The following is a 17,290-nucleotide window of genomic DNA, read 5'->3' as shown; positions in this document are numbered from 1 at the left end:
GCCGGGGTATTGACGGGTTAAGGAAGCATGTATGGACGATAGAGACCAGGTAGCGCGGCTTGATGAACTGCTGACGAATGGTGAAGGGGTGATTGAGAGAAACGCCAGTGGCTTGCACCAGCCGTGGATGTATGAGGGCGTGTGGAAGTGGGTGCGTGTCTATAGGGGTAGTGAGATGCGCAGGGCGATAGCTACTTTCTATCTTCGTTACTGTCTACCAAAGCGCTACTTGACTGATGAGCCGGTAGAGATAAGTCGTGCATTGCCGCGTAAGAAGCTGCCACCTAATCCTGGCTGTACTGCTGGCGGAACAGGCTTGGAAACGATTGGTTGGTTAGACCGCCCCGATAAATCATGGCAAAACACGGCGTTGAAGAGGGCGACGGGATACCCCACTACGAAATGGGAGCATGGTTCCCCGCAGAGTAGGCGAGGGATACGTGGTGGCGCGCATGTGTGGCGTGAACCTTTTCTTTTGCCAGAGTGGAATGGGGGTGTCGAGCCAGAAGAAGTCCGTGATCCTGTGTGGACTATCGATAATTTTCGTATCCGTACCACCAAGCTTGTTTCTGTGCTACATGGGTTTAGGAGCGCCGGTATTCAACGTGTGCCGGTGAACGCGATTAAGGAAGCAGTAGAGCGGCTGTAGGGGCCCGTTGTGTCCACTGTGGTACACTCTCGGTTATCTACGGAGCTTAGACCGTGGGGCAGGCCCCAGCAGTGGGGGTGTCGTGCTTATCCATTAGGCAGTAGCGTGCCTAGTGTTTTTAAGCATGCCCGCCGCATGCGGAAAAGGATTCTTTCCATGCCTGCCCGTAGTTTCACCAACTCTGGTAAACAGTGGATCACTCTCGCGGAAGCCGCCACCTATGTGGACTGTTCCACTAAAACTATTCGCCGCTTGATCGCAGCTGGCGACCTCGAAGCAGCGTACCTCACCGCCCGTACCCTGCGAGTGTCCGTACGCTCACTACAAGACTTGCTCGAAGCCCGCAGCACCACCCGCTGGAATGAGGTGGGCTAAGCATGAGCAAGGCAAAAGCCCCAGCAACACAAGCTAGGGCAATCACCAACAAGTGGGTTGATACCAACAACTGTAACACGCGGGGTGTATGCCCACACGCGCGTTACCTCAACGCCGTCTCGCACCAGCACGCAATGGCGATACTCTACGCACGCTGGGGTATCGCAGTAGGCGCACTCAACGGCAAAAAGCCCTTCACCCTGCCCGGTATCCAAGAGCACGGCGTTAAAGACTTCACCACTGATGAAGCCCTCATCCGGCGCATGTGGCAAGCATGCCCGCACGCTAACATTGGTGCCCGCCCGTGCCGTGGCCTAGTTGTGCTTGATGTAGACCCCCGCAACGACGGGCACACAACATGGCACACCACCAACGCCTGCATGCCACCCGAATGGCTACCAAACACCCTCGTAACCGGTACCGGCTCCGGTGGATGGCATGAGTGGTACTGCCTGCCCTATCAACTACCCGTCAAGGGCCACGCAGGGCAAGGCATAGACGTCAAAACACACAAGGGCTATCTAGTCATGCCCGGCAGTATCCACCCAGATACCGGCAAAGAATACGTGTGCAGGCGCTGGACGTGGCCACCCGCCCAACTACCAAAACACTGGATACCACACGTCTGCACAATCCCCACCCCGGCGCGCCACACCCCGCAGCGTGTCCGTGCTCTCCGCAGCAGCGCCCATCACGGCCTAGTGGAAGCAGTAGCGCACGCCGTTGAAGGGCAACGAAACAGCACCCTGCATTGGGCCGCGTGCCGCGCTACCGAGGACGGGTTAAACATCGAACAAGAACTGTTCACCGCCGCGCAGGCCGCTGGGTTGGCAGACAGAGAGATTCAAGCCACCCTCGCTAGCGCCCGCACAACAGTCATGCAGGGGGTGTAGCTAGCAATGCCAGAACAGGACTTCACCCCACCACAACCAACCGAGGACGTACTACAACAACTAGGGGCCGCCCCCGCGCATACAGGCGCGCCGGGTAGTGCTCGCATGGATGAGTTTTTCGGGGCGCGTGAGTCGTTGCAACGGCTACTAGAGATCGCTGCTGCTCGGTGTGTGTCGCCGTGGGCGCTGCTGGGTGTGGTGCTCGCCCGTGTAGTGGCCGCTACTGAACCACATCTAGTGCTGCCACCCATGATTGGTGGTGATGGGTCACTGAACATGTTTGTAGCGTTGGTTGGTCACTCTGGGCAGGGCAAGGGCGCAGCGTACGATGCGAGTGAGGAAGAGGTACGGTTCGTTAAACGTGGCAGCAAGCTCGAGGTGGACACCGATACTGTCTCCCCCGGTAGTGGCGAGGGGCTAGTGAAACTGTTTCCCCCAGCTAGGCGTGAACAAGACGAAGGGCAGCCACAAGTGCGTAGCCGTGCTCTCGTGAATGAATCCGAGATAACAAGCACACAGGCTCTTAGTAACCGCACTGGGGGCACGCTTGTGCCCACGCTGCTCAAGATGTGGGGCGGTGAACAAGTAGGGTTCACTAACGCCGATATAGACCGCAGTACCAGTCTTGAGGCGCATACCTACCGGCTATGCATGATAAGCCAAGTACAGCCCGGTAACGCCCCTGCTCTGCTAGCGCATGAGGAAAGCGGGCTACCGCAGCGGTTCGTGTGGCTACCCGCGCGGCTTCCATCCAACCTGCCGGAAGCAGAAACCACACCACCGCCGCTAGAGGTAGAGATCACTAACTACCAGTCCCGCACCGAAGTAGAGTTCCCACCCAGTGTGAAAACGCAGATACGCAGCGACTACCGCAATCGCGCTCAAGCAGAATTCGGCGCCGCGATAGACCCCTTGAAGGGCCACTACAACCTGCTGCGGCTGAAAGTAGCGGCAGCACTCGCCCTGCTGGACGGTAGACGCAATGTCACCGAGGAGGATTGGGAACTATCGCAGTGCGTGATGGATGTGCACACCGACACCATAGAAATGGTTCGTAGCTTTCTACGAAAGAAACAGCGCGACGCAGTAGCCGCTAAAGCAGAACGGGAAGAACAAGCGAAGGAGGAACGTCGCGCCCGCAGAGAAGAGCGGGCCAAGAACCACATCTTGAAGCGCGTTTGCGCGATCACTGAACCGACAACAGTTAGTGAGGTGAAGCGCCGTGCTAAAGGCGACATCCGAGGCGAAGTAGCCACACTGCTTGATGAGTTCGCAGACATGGGCCTTGTGACCATCACGGAGGAAGGAACCACTCGTTTCGTGCACCGACTCACTGCAGACCAAGAGGCAGGGATAAAGGCGCTGCTGTAACCGCCTGTAGTGTGCACACTCCTAACGGGTGCCGTCCACACGTCCACATGTCCACACCAGTTCACGCCACGTTTTCGGCAGTCCACACGCCGTCCACACGCCGTCCACACTCACCCCGCAATGTGGACGATGTGGACGGTATGTGAACCAACAAAAACACCCATCTACCTGCTGTGGACGTGTGGACGTGTGGACGTACCCCTAAACCCCGTCCACATAGGCCGCGTTCCACTCACCCCACCCCGGCGCGCCACGAACACCCAGGGGGGATACTCCCACCCCAACCTAGATCGCGCCCTCGGAAGGCATAGACGCTAGGGGTGTGTACGGGTCTGGAGATTCTAGTGCCCTCGTAGTCGATATAGCGGCGCCCTGTGGAACCCCGCCCCCTAATAATCTTGGGAGGTATGCTCCCCGCCACCCCCACTCGCATGCGCAGTCGCGCTTTCTCTCCCTCCCGTGGGGCAGTGCTCGCCGTATGCAGGATGTGAGCGACTATCCTGGCGCTGCTCTGTATGAACGCGGGGTTTTCCACCAAGGGTGGGCGCTCAGTGCACCTCCTTAGCACCCCATCGTGATTCGGTCGCTCAATATTCCATCACGCGCTGTCTAGGCAACTGGGGTCATGATGGCCTCAACTCAATAGCCCCGCCTGCATGGGGTTGGGGTATTCGCCATTTTTGGCAGAAAGTCCTAGCCACCCGTCCTCATGGCGTGCAGTGGCGTGATCGAACAAGGCTACGTTCACAAAACTGGGGAAATTCCCCAGTCGGAAACACGGGTAGCCCCTCGCAGGCAAGGGGGTAACTGCGGAATTTCCGCACTTTTTTCCATGTCGCTGGTAGCTCCCTTGCAGGCAAGGGGGCAACCGTCACATGTTCGTGATAGTTGCCTTGGCTGTAGCCCCCTCGTAGGCAAAGGGGGTCGCGAATCACTACCCCCCGGCGTGCCCTAGCGCATAGGGGTGTAGCTCAAGCCCTAAACAACCGTGGGCATGATGCCCACGACTGCCCGGCGTGCGCCGTGGCCTGCGTGGCCAAGATGACCATGTGGGTATTCGAGTGAAGCCACGTGGGCTAATGCTGCTTATCCACTAACGCGCGCATAGCATTGACCGTAGAGGCGATTCGGTAGCGTTGCCCATACATCTCTGCTTCACACAGGGCCATGCTCAAACAATCATCACAAGCAGTAATACGGTTCCCGTGATAGCGCCCTAGATAGTCACAACGGGCGATATTGCCAACAGTTGGGGCCCACCGCTGCTTGGTGACTACTTCCAGCACTTCCGCCGCGTCGAACTCGCATGAGCGGTTACGCTGCCCGCAGTATGTGGGCATGAGTTCATGCGCGCCGGGATACCAGATCACTAGATGGGCCGTGTAGGTGAGTGTGTCGAGGGATAAGGTTTTCACCTCCACTAGGTGATGGTTGCCGCTGTAGTTGTCTGGAAGGTCAAGGGGGTTCACAGGGCCACCTCGCCTAGTGCTTGTACAGCCTCGCATACGGGGCACCCGAGTTCTGTTTTCTTTAGCGCCTTAGCGGATGGAACGAGCCGTAGCCCGCATAGTGTTTGTATGGTGCCGTCTACGTCCGTGTGATGGGGCAGGTGCCACCGCCGAGGTGGCCGGTACAGTGGCGTGCTTGTGGGTGCTGGTGTGTGTTGGCGTTGGGCCATGATGAGCACTTTCTATGTCGTGGGTAGCGCCCTGCATTAGTGACAGAATAGTGACACGCTACCCGATGGTGGTCTTATTTAGTGCTCTCACCAGCATAAATACGGCGTAGGGGTTCGGTACCCGGCAGCTCCACTAACAGCAATTCCCCTAGTAGTTTTCTACTAGGGGTTTTGTTGTGTTTACGCTGGTTGAGGGCGTACTAGCTTTATGGCACTAACGTTATCGACCGTGGTGCAGTTCTGGCCCGCGCCTACCCTGTGAAGGCGAGAAGCTGAGGAAGGAGGGTGGTGGTGGATTTCCCGATGTTCGGAAGCCGCGAAGACGTGTACGAGTTCGTTGTCGCGTCGGGGCCCTCTATACCTGATTGGGTCATGGGCCAAGTTCATAAAGAGGTAAAATACAGTGAGTATGGAGACGCAATAGCGCACTATATGCTTGCGGCCCAGCACTTCGGGATGGACGATTGGGCGCCCTATATCGTGCAGGAGAATAGTGAGTTATTCATTGACGCTGCCGGTCTCGGCATCCTCACTGAAATCCTCTCGGTTAATCCAGACACCTTGGAGGTGCGCTAGCCCAACCTATCCTCTACGCCACGTTGCTTGTGGGTGGTGGTGTTGGCTTCCTAGTTGGCTGATGCTGAGCTTGATTCGCAAGGTGGAAGCTTCCTCCCATTATGCGTCATTGAGGAATCGCTGATGTGGAGTTGTGTTATTCCCGCTGTGGCTACTCCTAAGTGGAGTCAGGGATAACGATTCAGTCGATCACGCCCCCTAGAACACAGATCAGGTATTCGACAGCAGCGCCGCGAGCGATTCTGGTGTCGAGACCTCGGGCGAGACGGAGATGTCTATTAAACAGCTACGCCAAGAGCTAGAGACGATGCGCCGGATTCGTGGTGTGTGCAGCGGCTGCGTGGCCCCCCTAGTGTGGCGTCATGAGGAATGCGCCTATCGGGTTTGTGTGTGTTGAGAAAAAGAAAGTACTGTGGCAACGAAAAGCGCGAACTACTACAGAAATTCACTGCCATCCGCTAAGAACTGTGAATAACTCGCCGCGTCACGGCAGAAACTACTGTGTTTCTCTATATTCCTCGATATTCTTTCCACACCAGCTGCCGTGTGTGGAATAGATGAACTGTGACTTAGGTGAGTGCATATAACCCTAGTCGAATTCCTTTCTTTCGTTAGCTGCCCCGCTACTCGGCTGGATATACGAACGGTTAAGGGGGCGCAGTGAGCAGCGAACGTAGCGCCGAGATCGGGCTCCCTGCGCACGGGCCCTCAGTGTGAGAGCTAGGCGCGTCCGTTCTAGTCGAATTCGAGTGCGTAATCCTTAGGGGAGGTAATAGGCAGCAACTTTTGGAAAATGAAAGTGAAGAGCAGCGAGAGCGCAATGGGCGCCACAAGGAAGATGAGGAGCACGGTCACGAGGGGGCTGCCGGTGTTATAGGCGGCGAGTGGGCCCACCGCGCCGGTGATGCCGAAACCGGCGGAGATGGGGGTGCCGGCAATGCCGGCCGCGCCTCCGATAGCACCCAATACGGCAGCGTGGGCGAGAATCGGAATCATCATCACTGGCCGTTTGAAGGCGTTGGCCATCTGCATCTTCGGAGAGCCAAGTAGGTGCAGAATCGCGGTGCTGAAGTTATTTGCCTTCCATCCGGCGACCATGAGGCCGAAGCCGGCTGCAACAACGCCGAGGTTCGCCGTGCCTGCGGCGACGCCATCCATCATGATCGCCGTGGCCAAGCCCACCGTCGAGACAGGGGAGACGATCAGGGCGGCAAAGATTATGGCGAGCACAATGCCCATGAGGATCGGTTGTAGCCCCGTGGTGCCATTGATGAGGCCGCCGAGCCATTCGGTGAAGATTTTGACCAGGGGATAGGTGACGATCCAGCCAATGCCACCGGCAATCACCGTCACTAGGGTGGACATCAGCAAGATGGTGTAGGACTTCAATCGGTCGCCGATGAGATAGATCAAGCCGACGGCCAGCGCGGCCGTCAGGCCGGTGTTGATCACGAGGCCGGTGCCTTGGAGGTGAAAGCCGCCTTCGGGATCCACGGTGGCAACGCCCGAACCGCACATGGCGGCAATGCCCACTGCCGCGGTCTGGATGGGGGTGAGCTTGAATTGCATCGCCACCAGCACGCCAATCAGCACCGGCAGGGTGGATGTCGCCATGCTCACCACAGTGATGATCTGCGCGCCAAAGGGAAAGACCGGGAGCAGCGCTGTCAATAATGCGCCCAGAAGGGCTTGGGGAACGAGGGCCACAACGACGGCGATAGAGATGCCATTGAGCACTTTGAGAGTGAACTCCCACGCAGTCATTCGCGGCGGAACCGTGGAGGGGTCTGGGTTACTCACTGGTTCATTGACGGCCAGAGGACCGTCGGGAACCTCATCCGGCTGAGATTGAGTCTGGTTGGCTGCTGCGTGGCGCTCGTTTTTAGTCACATATGATGACTCAACCAAATACGTGGGTTCAGCCCAAATTTCGCCCCGCACGGAGGGGTGGCTGAGCGTCGCCGAGAGTGGCTGCTACCTCGCTGTATTCCGATGATGTCACGGTTGGTAGGTACCATCCAGAAATATTTCTTGTACACATATCAACAAATGGGCAAAGCATTAATGAAAATAAATGAATCCTCCAGTTGTGGAACGAAAATAAGAATTTGGGAAACTTTTCGTGCGGCGTTTCCGACAACTACAAGCGAACCCATGTGAGAAGTCAAGGAGAACGTATGTCCGAAAAGTCACAAACACGTTCTCGGCGTCAAAGTGGATTAGGCGCATTGGTGCGTCGACTCCACTTCTATGCTGGAATGTTTATCGGACCATTTCTGTTCGTTGCGGCAGTAAGTGGTGCACTTTATGCTCTGGCGCCATCGATGGAATCAGTTGTATATCGCGACATTCTTCGTGCGCCAGAATCCAGCACCTCAGTCTCACTCGAGGAGCAAGTGCGGGCCGCCCACGACGAGCACCCTGATCTGCCCATTGCGCAGATTTGGCCCTCCTCGGAGCCGGGAGAAACGACGCGCGTGCTGCTCAGCGATGAGTCAGTGGGGGAGAAGCGCTTGCGTAGCGTCTTTGTGGACCCCGCCACTGCAGAGGTGGTGGGAGATGAGCCCACCTATTCCGGTCTCGGCGAGCTTCCTATGCGCTTCTGGATTTCGGGTCTGCACAAGAATCTGCATCTCGGGGACCCAGGTGCGCTCTACTCGGAGATGGCAGCGTCGTGGATGTGGTTCGTGGCGCTCGGCGGAGCGTATCTCTGGTGGAGGCGGACCCAGAGCGTCAGCGGCTCGCTGCGCGGTATCGCAAATACGGCCCCCGGTATCCGTAAGCGCATGATGAATTGGCACGGCGTCGCTGGGGCGTGGCTGCTCGTGGCGATGATCGGGCTGTCTATCACGGGTATCACCTGGTCCAATGTGGCTGGCCAGAACGTCTCCGCCACGGTGACGGCACTGAACTGGAAGGCCGAGCCGATCGCCACAGAGCTGGCCGGCAGCGCCGCGGGAAGCGCGGAGCCGCTGGGGGCGGAAACGATCGCGGCACAGTCGGATCGGGTGATGGCCACTGCCCGCGAGGAGGGGCTCACGGGATCCCTCCGACTCTTCCCTGGCGAGGACACCGCGACTGCATGGCAGGCCAGCGAGCGCTGGGTGCCCTATCGCCTCGGTAGCGACGCAGTCTCTATCGATGGAGCGAATGGCGAGGTTGTCGACAGGCTGCCCTTTGCGGAGCTGCCGATATTTTCCAAGCTGACGTCCTGGGGCATCTACATGCACATGGGCATCATGTTCGGCCTGCCGCTGCAGATCCTGCTGTGTGTGGCCGCGCTCGCCGTGGCAGGCCTCGTGGTCACAGGCTATGTGCTGTGGTGGAAGCGACGCCCAACCGTGGGCGCGCCGGCTGGAGTGCCGGGACCGCGGGGACAGCTCAGCGGCATGGACTGGGCGATTATCGCCGTCTTCCTCGCCACAGTGGGCACCTTCTTGCCGCTGTTCGGGGCAAGCCTGCTGGCCATGCTCATCGTGGATCGGCTCCTCGTGCGGCGAGCCCAGCGCGGCAAGCAACGCAGTAACAGTGCTGCTGACAGCGCTGCTCCCCGCGATCGAGAATCGGTGGTCACCGCGGCTGCGTCCTAGGCGAGTACCGCCCCGCCATCGACCGGCAGGATCGCGCCGGTGACAAAGGAGGCCTCCGGAGACAGTAGCCAGGCCGTTGCGGCGGCAATGTCTTCGGGGCGCCGAAGCGGCCCAGCGGCACCTGGGCCCGCTGCTCCTCCTTGAGCTTTTCAGGCAGGGTGTCGAGCGCGGCGGTGGCGATGGGGCCAGGAGCCACGCCGTTGATACGAATGCCGGAGGGGGCATAGTCCAGCGCCGCGGTCTCAGTGAGGCCGACCACGCCGTGCTTGGCCGCAATATAGGGGGAAAGATGCGTGCTGGCCTGCAGCCCGCCGATGGAGATGATGTTCACGATCGCTCCGGCCCCGGTTGTGGCGAAGTGCTGCAGCTGTGCGCGCATCCCAAAGAAGGTGCCGCGCAGGGTGACGTCGATTGCGCGGTTGAAGGCGGCGGTGTCGATCTCACCGAGTGGTGCGGGCGGGGCGCCGAGGCCGGCATTATTCACGGCGGCGTCTAAGCAGCCATAGGTGTCCACGGCGCTGGCCACGAGGGCGTCATTGTCCTCGGGGCTGCCGGCGTCGACATGCACCCACGTGGCGGTGCCGCCGGCGTCGGTGATTTCCTGCACGGTCGCGGCAGCCGCCTCGTCATTAATATCCGAGACCACCACCGCGTAGCCATCGCGGCCCAGCCGAGTGGCGATGGCTTGGCCGATTCCCTCCCCAGCGCCGGTGATCGCTACCACGGGGCATCGATGGGACTAGTAGGCATAAGATTCCTCCTCGAATACTGGACTGTGCTCTTTCTGCCCCGAGATTAGGTGCAGTGGCGGGGTGGGTGCAGAGTGATGCTTATCGACGCCGCCGTGAAGCAATTCCGCCCGACTGCCGCAGGCGGCTACCATGAGACGGGGTGGATGCGCGTGCACGACCACCACGATGAGTATCCTTCCCCCCTTCTACCCGCATATATAAGGAGCCCGCCGCGTGCTCGAAGCCTTGACCTTTGCTTTCGTCGATTCGATCAACGTGCTCCTGATCGGGGTGGTTGCGGCTATCGGGGTGAGTTTGCCGGCTCGGGATCGGCTGTATCCGCGGGTGGCGGCGCTACTTATCTGTGGCGACTGGCTCGGGGTTTTTTCTTTGGCGCTGGTGACGCTCTTTGTTTTCGATGGCATCGGTGATGCCGTCAAGCACTTCGTGGACTCCCCGTGGTTTGGCGCGCTGCTCATTGCTGCCGGCCTCCTGATTGGGCTCATGGCGTTGCGGGGCGGTTCCAACTCGCAGTTGATCGACCGTATCCTGCGCCCCTTGCAGCAGCCTTCGGCGTTGACGATGCTGACTGGTTTCATCCTCGGGCTGGCGCAGTCCGCCACCTCGGGGCCCTTTTTTGGCGGGCTGGCGGTGCTCTCCGCGGAGGGATTGACGGATATCGACCGCTATCTCGGCTTGGTCTTCTATGCCTCGGTGGCGTTGAGCCTGCCCACCCTATCGGCGATCGCGGTGGGGTTGGTACGTAACCGGCCACGCTCCACCCTAGGATCCGCGGTGCTGTATGCCCGCGAGCACCCAGAGAAGGTGGCCCGCAACGCCAGCTATGTGGTGGCGGCATTATTGGTGGTACTCGGCCTGATCTATACCTTCTAGCCGGCTGACTGCACAAAGAAACCGCACAAATAGCGCCCCGCCGCGGCGGCTTCCTCCTAGTGGAAGCGCATGCGGCGGGGCGCTGAGTATGAGGGGGCAGCTAGGCGTTCACCCGGACCTCGCTGCGAGCCTCGGCTCGGCTCATCGAGCGATCGCTGATGATGTAAACCGCAAGGGCAATGGCGGAGAGCAGCACCAGCAGCCACAGCACCGAGGAGTAGGTGGCGTCGGGGCCGTCGCCACCAAAGAAGCGCACGTCCATCTCCACGAGCTTGGCCGAGTAGGCAATGCCCAGCGGGACGGCGATATTGATGGTGAGGTTGTAAAAGCCGATGGCGATACCCGTCTTGGCGGCGGGGATGGTGCGGACCGCCGAATTAACCAGCGGGGCGTACATCACGGCGAAACCTGCCGAGAACAGAATCATGGCCAGAGACAGCACCCACAGGTTGGTGTTGATCAACACGGCGGTCAGCACCAGCGACAGGATGATCATGCCGATGGCTGTGATGATGGCCTGGCGGGAATTGAGCACCTTCGCCACCTGGCCGGAGAGCGCTCCCACCACGGCGCCGGCAGCATAGCCCGGGGCCAGTACCAGCGAAGCCTGGGCGAGATCGCCACCGTGGACGTTTTCTACCGCGCCGGGAATCACGATCACCGACAGTCCCAACTGGGTGGAGTAGAGGATGAGCACGATCACCAGGGCCCACACATAGCGTCCATTGTGGAAGAACTCGGGACGCACCACGGTGTTGCTGTGGGTGCTGATATGCCAGATAAATAGGGCGATGCCCGCCACGGTGAGCAGCAGCCAGCGGAGCTTGAATTCCTGCATGTACAGCATCACGCTGGTGGCCACCACGGCCACGAGGAAGAGGCCAAAGATGTCCATGCGCCCGCCTGCGGAGGCTTCCTCGGGCACCGTCTTGAGGATCACCGGAATCGCCAGCAGGGCAATCAGGGCGATGAGGAACATCGCGGTCCACGAAATATAGGTCGCCACAAAACCGCTGGTGAGAGTGCCGAACAGCAAGGCGAGCTGGAAGGCAGAGGTGGAGAAGCCCAGGTAGGTCTTCTGGTCCTTCTCGGAGAGGTGCTTCGTAACGTAGATAACGTAGAGCGTCTCCGCGGCCGCCAGGCCGCAGGTCTGGATGATGCGGCCGGTGAGCACCATCGGCCAATTGCCTTGGAAGAAGAAGCCCACCAGCGAGCCGATGGCCATGAGCACGATGCCCACGATCATGAGCTTGCGAATGCTGATCACATCGGCCAGCGCGGCGTAGACTACCGCGCCGATGCCGATCACGATGCCGGCCAGACTGGCCTGCAGGGAGGCGGTATTAGTGGAGATGCCCAGATCCTGCGCGATCGGCAGCGTCATGAACTTAAAGCCGTTATCGATCACCAGGCAGAATACGAAGCTGAGGAGCAGGATCGGTACGGCTGCCTTGGGGTTAATCGCGGGGGCGGTGCGGGCGGAGCTCGGTGCGGAGCTCGAAGAAGATGAGGTTGACATGGCCTCCACCAAGTAAAAAGGGTGCGGAAAGGGGTATCGGGGCAGGTCGATGCCCCTCGCCGCCGCGTTATGCGGGACGAGGTGGGCGTCGACAAGCGAAAAGGGGCGAGCCGATTTAGACGGCGGCCAGCGGCAGCGCGAGCTCCATCATCGTGGTGAAGGCGGTCTGGCGCTCCTCGGCGGTGGTCTTTTCTCCGGTGACAATATTGTCGGAGACGGTGAACAGGCCCAGCGCCTCGGCGCCGGAGGCCGCAGCCACGGCAAAGAGACCCGCGGATTCCATCTCCACGCCGAGCACGCCCATGCGCGACCAGCGCTCATTCACCGTCTCATCGGCGTTGTAGAACACATCGGAGGAGAGGATATTGCCCACGTGGGTGGTCACGCCCTTGTTCTTGGCCTCCGCCTGCAGCGCCTCGAGCAGGCGGTAGGAGGACAGCGGGGCGAAGGTGCCGGGCAGGTTGTACTGGTACATGAAGTTCGAATCCGTGCAGGCACCCTGCGCCACCACGACCTCGTAGAGGCCGAGATCCTTCTGCAGCGACCCGCAGGAGCCGATGCGGATGATCTTCTTCACGTCATAGGTGTTGTACAGCTCCCAGGAGTACAGCGAAATCGAGGGAATGCCCATGCCGGAGCCCATGACGGAGACCTCGTGGCCCTGGTAGGTGCCGGTGAAGCCCAGCATGTTGCGGACCTCGTTGAAGCAGACCACATCCTCCAGATAGGTCTCTGCGATGAACTTCGCGCGCAGCGGATCGCCGGGCATGAGTACGGTCTCCGCGATGGGGGCGCCCTTCGGGTTGATGTGGGGGGTAGCAATGTCTGCCATGGTGAGAACTCCCTCGAGTTTGAACGCTTATCGACGCCCACCTGCTGCGTCCTGCACGGCGGCGCCGGAATGACACCCCCAAGGCTAAACCCGCCTAAGAACAAAAGTCAATGGCAGAATTTACATTTGTTCACCATCTGTGGGGTTTATCACCAACGCCCCCGCCATCACGAGGATGGCGAGGGCGGCGTTGAGTGAGTGAGGCGAGATTAGCGCACCGGCACACCGGGGCCCAGTGGGATACCCAGGGCGTACCAGAGAATGAAGAAGAGGAACCAGCCCACGAGCATGACCAGCGAATAGGGGATAGCCAAGCTCATGAGCGTGCCCACACCAGCAGGCTTGTAGTACTTCTGCAGGAAGGACAAAGCCAGTGCGAAATAGGGCGACATCGGGGTGATGATATTGGTGGGGGAATCGCCCACGCGGAAGAGCATCTGCGCCACCTCAGGCGAGATATTCACATACATCAGCATGGGCACGACCACCGGAGCCATCAGCGCCCACTGCGCGGAGCCGGAGGTGATGAAGATATTCAGCACCGCCACCATCAGGACCAACGCGCCAAAGAGCACCACCGGCGGTAGATCGGCGCTGGTGAGAAACTCCGCGCCCTTGATTGCCGTCCACTGGCCGATATTGGACCACTGGAAATAAGCGGTGAACTGCGAGACGGCGAAGAACAGCACCAACATGGCGGTCAGCGTATCTAGGCCCTTTTCCATGAAGTCTGGCACATCGCTTGAGCTGGTGATGGTGCCCATCACCTTGCCGTAGACCATGCCGATCACCGCAAAGAGCAGGGCGATCGAGACCACAATGTCGGTGAGAAGCGGGGAATTCAAGATGCCATCGCCCTCACCACGCATCGGCGAGCCGGGAATGAACAGCAGGGCGAACCATGCGGCCATAAACAGCGCAGCTGCCCAGCCGGCGGCCTTCAGAGCTCTTACTTCCTGCGAGTGCACGGAGAGATCGTCCTCCGAGCCTTCGTCTTCCAGGTGATCGGGGGTGTTGAAGCTGGCCTCGTCGTAGTTGATCTTGGAGTCATCGACGGTCTTTTGCACATGCTTCGTCACGAACAGCTCCGTCACCGCGGTGATGAGCAGGGAAAGAACCACTGCCGAGGCCATCGAGAAGAAGTAGTTCGCGAGCGGCGAGACCACGTACTCTGGGTCCACAAAAGCCGCGGCCTGGGTGGAGATGCCCGCCAGCAGCACGTCGGTGATATTCAGAATCAGCGAAGAGTTGAAGCCGGCCGAGGACGCCGCGAAGGCCACCATGGCACCCACGATCGGGTTGCGGCCCACAGCGTTAAAGGAGGCGGCACCCAGCGGAATCAGGATCACATACACCGCATCCGAGGCGATCGATCCGGTCACACCAGCCAAGGCCACCGCGAAGGTGAGCATGGCGGGATGACGCACCTTGGCAATCGCGGAACGAATAGCGGCCGAGATGAACCCTGAGTACTCCGCCACCGCGACACCCAACATGCACACCAGGATCAACCCCAGCGGGGCGAAGGACACAAAGTTCTCCACCGCATCCGTGACCATCTTCTGCATGTACTCCGCAGTCATGAGATTGACCACGTTAATGGTCTCCCTTGAACTGGGGTCGGTGGCAGACATTCCGATGCGTGCACCGATCCACGAACTAAGGATTACAATGCCCGAGAGAATAACGAAGAGCCAGAAAGGGTTCGGCAGCGCATTGCCGATTCTTTCGATGGCTCCCAGCACGCCCGTGGACTCGCTTGTGGAGTCGCCGCGCTCGGGCTTATCAGACACAGCCGTGGCCGTGCTTTCGCCCTGTCGCTGCGACGTTTTATTTTCATTTTTCTCGAGGTTCTCGCTCATGGGCGCACCTTTCATACAGGCTCCGGCCTCTCAAAAGGAGGGCGCGAGCTGCGGGTAGCAGACATAGGGCTATCCACCTAGGCCACGGCCGAGCTGCGTTGACTCCTATGACAGGCCTAGGCGCGCGGCAGGAATGGCCTAAGTTAGGGCCCTACGCTAACAAAAAGTGGCCTAGATCTCATAGTGCGCTCATTTTGGTGGGGTGGCGGTGTCGCTAACCCGAGTATGCTAGTGAGATGAAGAAGCGCCCTAGGAGTGCGGATCATGCCAAGAAGCTGGGACGATAGTGCGAATTGGTTGGTAGGGTGGCGCTTATGAGCTACCAACCGCAGTCCGTGGTCAACCACAGCGCCGTGCACCCTGATCGGCGCGTACTCGTGACAGGGGCCACCGGCTATGTTGGGGGCCGTCTTGTTCCCGAATTGCGCGCTGCCGGCTTTAGCGTGCGCGTCACCTCCCGTAGCAAGAGAAGTCTTGCTCGTTTCGACTGGTACGACGACGTAGAGGCTGTCGAAGTGGACCTACAAGACGAGGAGAGTGTCCGCACCGCCTGCGACGACGTGGACGTGCTTTTCTATCTTGTTCACTCCATGGGCGGAGATGAGCAGGATTTCGAAGAGGTGGAAAAGACGGTGGCCACCGCGGTGGCCACTGCCGCCAGCGACGCTGGAGTTAGCCAGATTATCTATCTCTCCGGACTGTACCCGCAGGATGTGCCTGTGGAGGAGCTATCCAAGCACATGCGCTCCCGCGAGCGCGTGGCGCAAATCCTGCTGGAGTCGCCGACTCCGACCATCGTCTACCGCGCTGCCACTCTAATCGGTTCCGGTTCCGCTTCTTTTGAGATCATCCGCCATCTCGTCGAGCGGTTGCCCCTGATGGTGGCGCCGAGATGGATTACCAACAAGATCGAGCCGATCTCAATTCGCGACACCTTGTACTACCTAGTGCGTGCCGCTGACCTCGATCAACCAGCGAATCGGGGATATGACATCGGCTGTGGCACCACCTATGAGTTTGCGGATTTGCTAAGAGAGTACGCCACGGTGCGCGGACTCAAGCGCTGGATTGTCGGAATGCCGCTATCGCTACCTGTGGACAAGCTCTCGGGGATGTGGATCGGACTGGTCACGCCCGTACCGGAGGGGCTCGCCATTCCGCTGGCCCAATCCATGCAAGAAGATGCCATCACAGCAGAACACGATATTGCCGAGCTCATTCCTGATCCAGAAGACGGCCTTAGTGATTACACGACCGCGGTAAGCCGTGCCATTACCAAGGACACTGAGGGCGGGGTAGACACCTCTTGGGATAGCAGCTGGAAAAATGCGGGTACTGCCTCCAGTACCACGACGGGAGATAGCGGCGATCCTGCGGCCTCGCAGACAAACGACCCTGTCTGGGCCGGCTCGGATATCTACCGCGACGTCCGTGTCCGACGAACTCCTGTGGAGATCGAGAACGTCTGGCCCGTCCTCGAAAGAATCGGCGGACACACCGGCTGGTACTCCGCAACGATCCTGTGGAAGATCCGAGGCTTGATCGACAAGCTCATCGGAGGGCCTGGCCTCGGCGGCCGGCGCGATCCGCGCCACCTCGAAGTCAATGACCGCCTCGATTGGTGGCGAGTGGAAGACATCGAGCGCCCGCACAAGTTGGTGCTGCGGGCAGAGATGAAGCTCTCGGGCGAGGCGTGGCTGGTTATGGAACTGAAGGAAGTCGAGGACGAGAAAGGTAACCGCACCGAGTACACCCAAACCGCGCTCTATCAACCCAAGGGCCTGCTCGGACGGGTCTATTGGTGGGCGGTGGCTCCCTTCCACTTCTTCGTCTTCCCCCTGATGGCACGAAATATTCTCGACGAAGCTACCAAGACCGAATAACCCCAGCGATGTTCAGCTAGCGTTCACCTCCTAGCTCGTGACTGATGATGTGTAACACCGTCGTCTAAGTGCCTGCACTGGATTCCTGTTTTTGCGTGTTGTGCTGGGGGTTTGGTGTTGGGTGGGGGTTGTGTGTAGTGTTTTCGGAGTCAGCGAGGCGGCCGGCTCGGTTGTGTTGGTTGTTTTGTTGGTGGTGAAGGTTTTACCTGGTGTTGTTCGGTTGTTGGTTTGACTGTTACGGTGCTTGTGTATTAAGCTTTCGACACGCTGCTTGATGGCACTGCTTGTGTGGTGTTTGATGGTGTGCGGATGTTGTTTGAGAACTCGATAGTGTGCCAGCTTTGTTTTGTTGATGTGTGCTGCTTTTGTTGTGGTGTGCGTGTTTGGTTGTGTGTGGATCAGGTGCCCTTGTGATTGGGGTTTGTTTGGTCGCATGT

The 17,290-nt window shown here is 59.4% G+C and carries 15 protein-coding genes and 1 pseudogene; 8 read left to right on the top strand and 8 right to left on the bottom strand.

Going from position 1 to position 17,290, the window contains the following annotated elements:
* The first annotated feature begins 31 nt into the window (after nt 1-31).
* From GBB11_RS07060 to GBB11_RS07045, 4 genes are all read left to right on the top strand, one after another.
* Nucleotides 32-649, top strand: coding sequence for a hypothetical protein (locus tag GBB11_RS07060; protein ID WP_151550223.1), 618 nt, complete (start codon nt 32-34; stop codon nt 647-649).
* 156 nt (nt 650-805) lie between these two features.
* Nucleotides 806-1,024, top strand: coding sequence for a helix-turn-helix domain-containing protein (locus tag GBB11_RS07055; RefSeq protein WP_151550224.1), 219 nt, complete (start codon nt 806-808; stop codon nt 1,022-1,024).
* A gap of 2 nt (nt 1,025-1,026) precedes the next feature.
* Entirely contained in the window at nt 1,027-1,917 is an 891-nt protein-coding gene (locus tag GBB11_RS07050; RefSeq protein ID WP_151550225.1) for a bifunctional DNA primase/polymerase, read from the top strand.
* Between the two features lie 105 nt (nt 1,918-2,022).
* Nucleotides 2,023-3,288 carry a hypothetical protein gene (locus GBB11_RS07045; RefSeq protein ID WP_151550496.1) on the top strand — a complete coding sequence of 422 codons (1,266 nt, stop codon included), beginning with the start codon at nt 2,023-2,025 and terminating at the stop codon, nt 3,286-3,288.
* Nucleotides 3,289-4,364: 1,076 nt separating this feature from the next.
* On the opposite strand, the gene GBB11_RS07040 is transcribed toward GBB11_RS07045, so the two are convergent.
* Nucleotides 4,365-4,757 carry a hypothetical protein gene (locus GBB11_RS07040; protein ID WP_151550227.1) on the bottom strand — a complete coding sequence of 131 codons (393 nt, stop codon included), beginning with the start codon at nt 4,755-4,757 and terminating at the stop codon, nt 4,365-4,367.
* 500 nt (nt 4,758-5,257) lie between these two features.
* Between GBB11_RS07040 and GBB11_RS07035 the strand changes: the two genes are divergently transcribed.
* A complete protein-coding gene (locus GBB11_RS07035; RefSeq protein ID WP_151550228.1) occupies nt 5,258-5,542 on the top strand; it encodes a hypothetical protein in 285 nt (94 codons plus the stop codon).
* A 735-nt stretch (nt 5,543-6,277) separates the two neighbouring features.
* Here the strand turns inward: GBB11_RS07035 and GBB11_RS07030 are convergent.
* On the bottom strand, nt 6,278-7,306 hold the full coding sequence (locus tag GBB11_RS07030) for a PTS sugar transporter subunit IIC (RefSeq protein ID WP_151550238.1): 1,029 nt from the start codon (nt 7,304-7,306) through the stop codon (nt 6,278-6,280).
* A 413-nt stretch (nt 7,307-7,719) separates the two neighbouring features.
* Here GBB11_RS07030 and GBB11_RS07025 point away from each other — a divergent pair, with 413 nt between their 5' ends.
* On the top strand, nt 7,720-9,132 hold the full coding sequence (locus tag GBB11_RS07025) for a PepSY domain-containing protein (RefSeq protein ID WP_151550229.1): 1,413 nt from the start codon (nt 7,720-7,722) through the stop codon (nt 9,130-9,132).
* On the opposite strand, the gene GBB11_RS11000 is transcribed toward GBB11_RS07025, so the two are convergent.
* Entirely contained in the window at nt 9,129-9,197 is a 69-nt protein-coding gene (locus tag GBB11_RS11000; RefSeq protein ID WP_255441719.1) for a hypothetical protein, read from the bottom strand. The two genes, GBB11_RS07025 and GBB11_RS11000, sit on opposite strands and share 4 nt — an antisense overlap.
* 113 nt (nt 9,198-9,310) lie before the next feature.
* Nucleotides 9,311-9,856: pseudogene (locus GBB11_RS07020) on the bottom strand (SDR family NAD(P)-dependent oxidoreductase); the annotation flags it as partial.
* 241 nt (nt 9,857-10,097) lie between these two features.
* Between GBB11_RS07020 and GBB11_RS07015 the strand changes: the two are divergent.
* Nucleotides 10,098-10,757 carry a hypothetical protein gene (locus tag GBB11_RS07015; RefSeq protein WP_151550230.1) on the top strand — a complete coding sequence of 220 codons (660 nt, stop codon included), beginning with the start codon at nt 10,098-10,100 and terminating at the stop codon, nt 10,755-10,757.
* 100 nt (nt 10,758-10,857) lie between these two features.
* Here the strand turns inward: GBB11_RS07015 and GBB11_RS07010 are convergent, their stop codons facing one another.
* The 3 genes from GBB11_RS07010 to GBB11_RS07000 form a co-directional block, all read right to left on the bottom strand.
* A complete protein-coding gene (locus tag GBB11_RS07010; protein ID WP_151550231.1) occupies nt 10,858-12,276 on the bottom strand; it encodes an MFS transporter in 1,419 nt (472 codons plus the stop codon).
* A gap of 115 nt (nt 12,277-12,391) precedes the next feature.
* Nucleotides 12,392-13,108: a purine-nucleoside phosphorylase gene (deoD, locus tag GBB11_RS07005; protein WP_151550232.1), complete on the bottom strand. Its 717-nt coding sequence runs from the start codon at nt 13,106-13,108 to the stop codon at nt 12,392-12,394.
* A 209-nt stretch (nt 13,109-13,317) separates the two neighbouring features.
* A complete protein-coding gene (locus tag GBB11_RS07000) occupies nt 13,318-14,970 on the bottom strand; it encodes an AbgT family transporter (protein ID WP_225979289.1) in 1,653 nt (550 codons plus the stop codon).
* A gap of 314 nt (nt 14,971-15,284) precedes the next feature.
* Between GBB11_RS07000 and GBB11_RS06995 the strand changes: the two genes are divergently transcribed.
* Entirely contained in the window at nt 15,285-16,853 is a 1,569-nt protein-coding gene (locus GBB11_RS06995; protein WP_151550233.1) for an SDR family oxidoreductase, read from the top strand.
* 30 nt (nt 16,854-16,883) lie between these two features.
* Here GBB11_RS06995 and GBB11_RS10935 read toward each other — a convergent pair.
* Nucleotides 16,884-17,290: hypothetical protein (locus GBB11_RS10935; RefSeq protein ID WP_225979737.1), on the bottom strand; the 407-nt coding region annotated here is incomplete at its 5' end.

Origin of the sequence: Corynebacterium sp. 74A (assembly GCF_008930665.1) — a bacterium.
In the GTDB taxonomy this organism is placed as follows: domain Bacteria; phylum Actinomycetota; class Actinomycetes; order Mycobacteriales; family Mycobacteriaceae; genus Corynebacterium; species Corynebacterium megadyptis.
The sequence above is the reverse complement of the archived record's forward strand: the minus strand, read 5'-3'. Positions and strand labels throughout refer to the sequence as shown.

Bases quoted from the DNA above. Each gene is read 5' to 3' on its own strand.
- deoD (WP_151550232.1), bottom strand. From the start codon at position 13,108: ATGGCAGACATTGCTACCCCCCACATCAACCCGAAGGGCGCCCCCATC.
- GBB11_RS06995 (WP_151550233.1), top strand. From the start codon at position 15,285: ATGAGCTACCAACCGCAGTCCGTGGTCAACCACAGCGCCGTGCACCCT.
- GBB11_RS07050 (WP_151550225.1), top strand. From the start codon at position 1,027: ATGAGCAAGGCAAAAGCCCCAGCAACACAAGCTAGGGCAATCACCAAC.
- GBB11_RS07060 (WP_151550223.1), top strand. From the start codon at position 32: ATGGACGATAGAGACCAGGTAGCGCGGCTTGATGAACTGCTGACGAAT.
- GBB11_RS07000 (WP_225979289.1), bottom strand. From the start codon at position 14,970: ATGAGCGAGAACCTCGAGAAAAATGAAAATAAAACGTCGCAGCGACAG.
- GBB11_RS07030 (WP_151550238.1), bottom strand. From the start codon at position 7,306: ATGACTGCGTGGGAGTTCACTCTCAAAGTGCTCAATGGCATCTCTATC.
- GBB11_RS07045 (WP_151550496.1), top strand. From the start codon at position 2,023: ATGGATGAGTTTTTCGGGGCGCGTGAGTCGTTGCAACGGCTACTAGAG.
- GBB11_RS07025 (WP_151550229.1), top strand. From the start codon at position 7,720: ATGTCCGAAAAGTCACAAACACGTTCTCGGCGTCAAAGTGGATTAGGC.
- GBB11_RS07055 (WP_151550224.1), top strand. From the start codon at position 806: ATGCCTGCCCGTAGTTTCACCAACTCTGGTAAACAGTGGATCACTCTC.
- GBB11_RS07010 (WP_151550231.1), bottom strand. From the start codon at position 12,276: ATGTCAACCTCATCTTCTTCGAGCTCCGCACCGAGCTCCGCCCGCACC.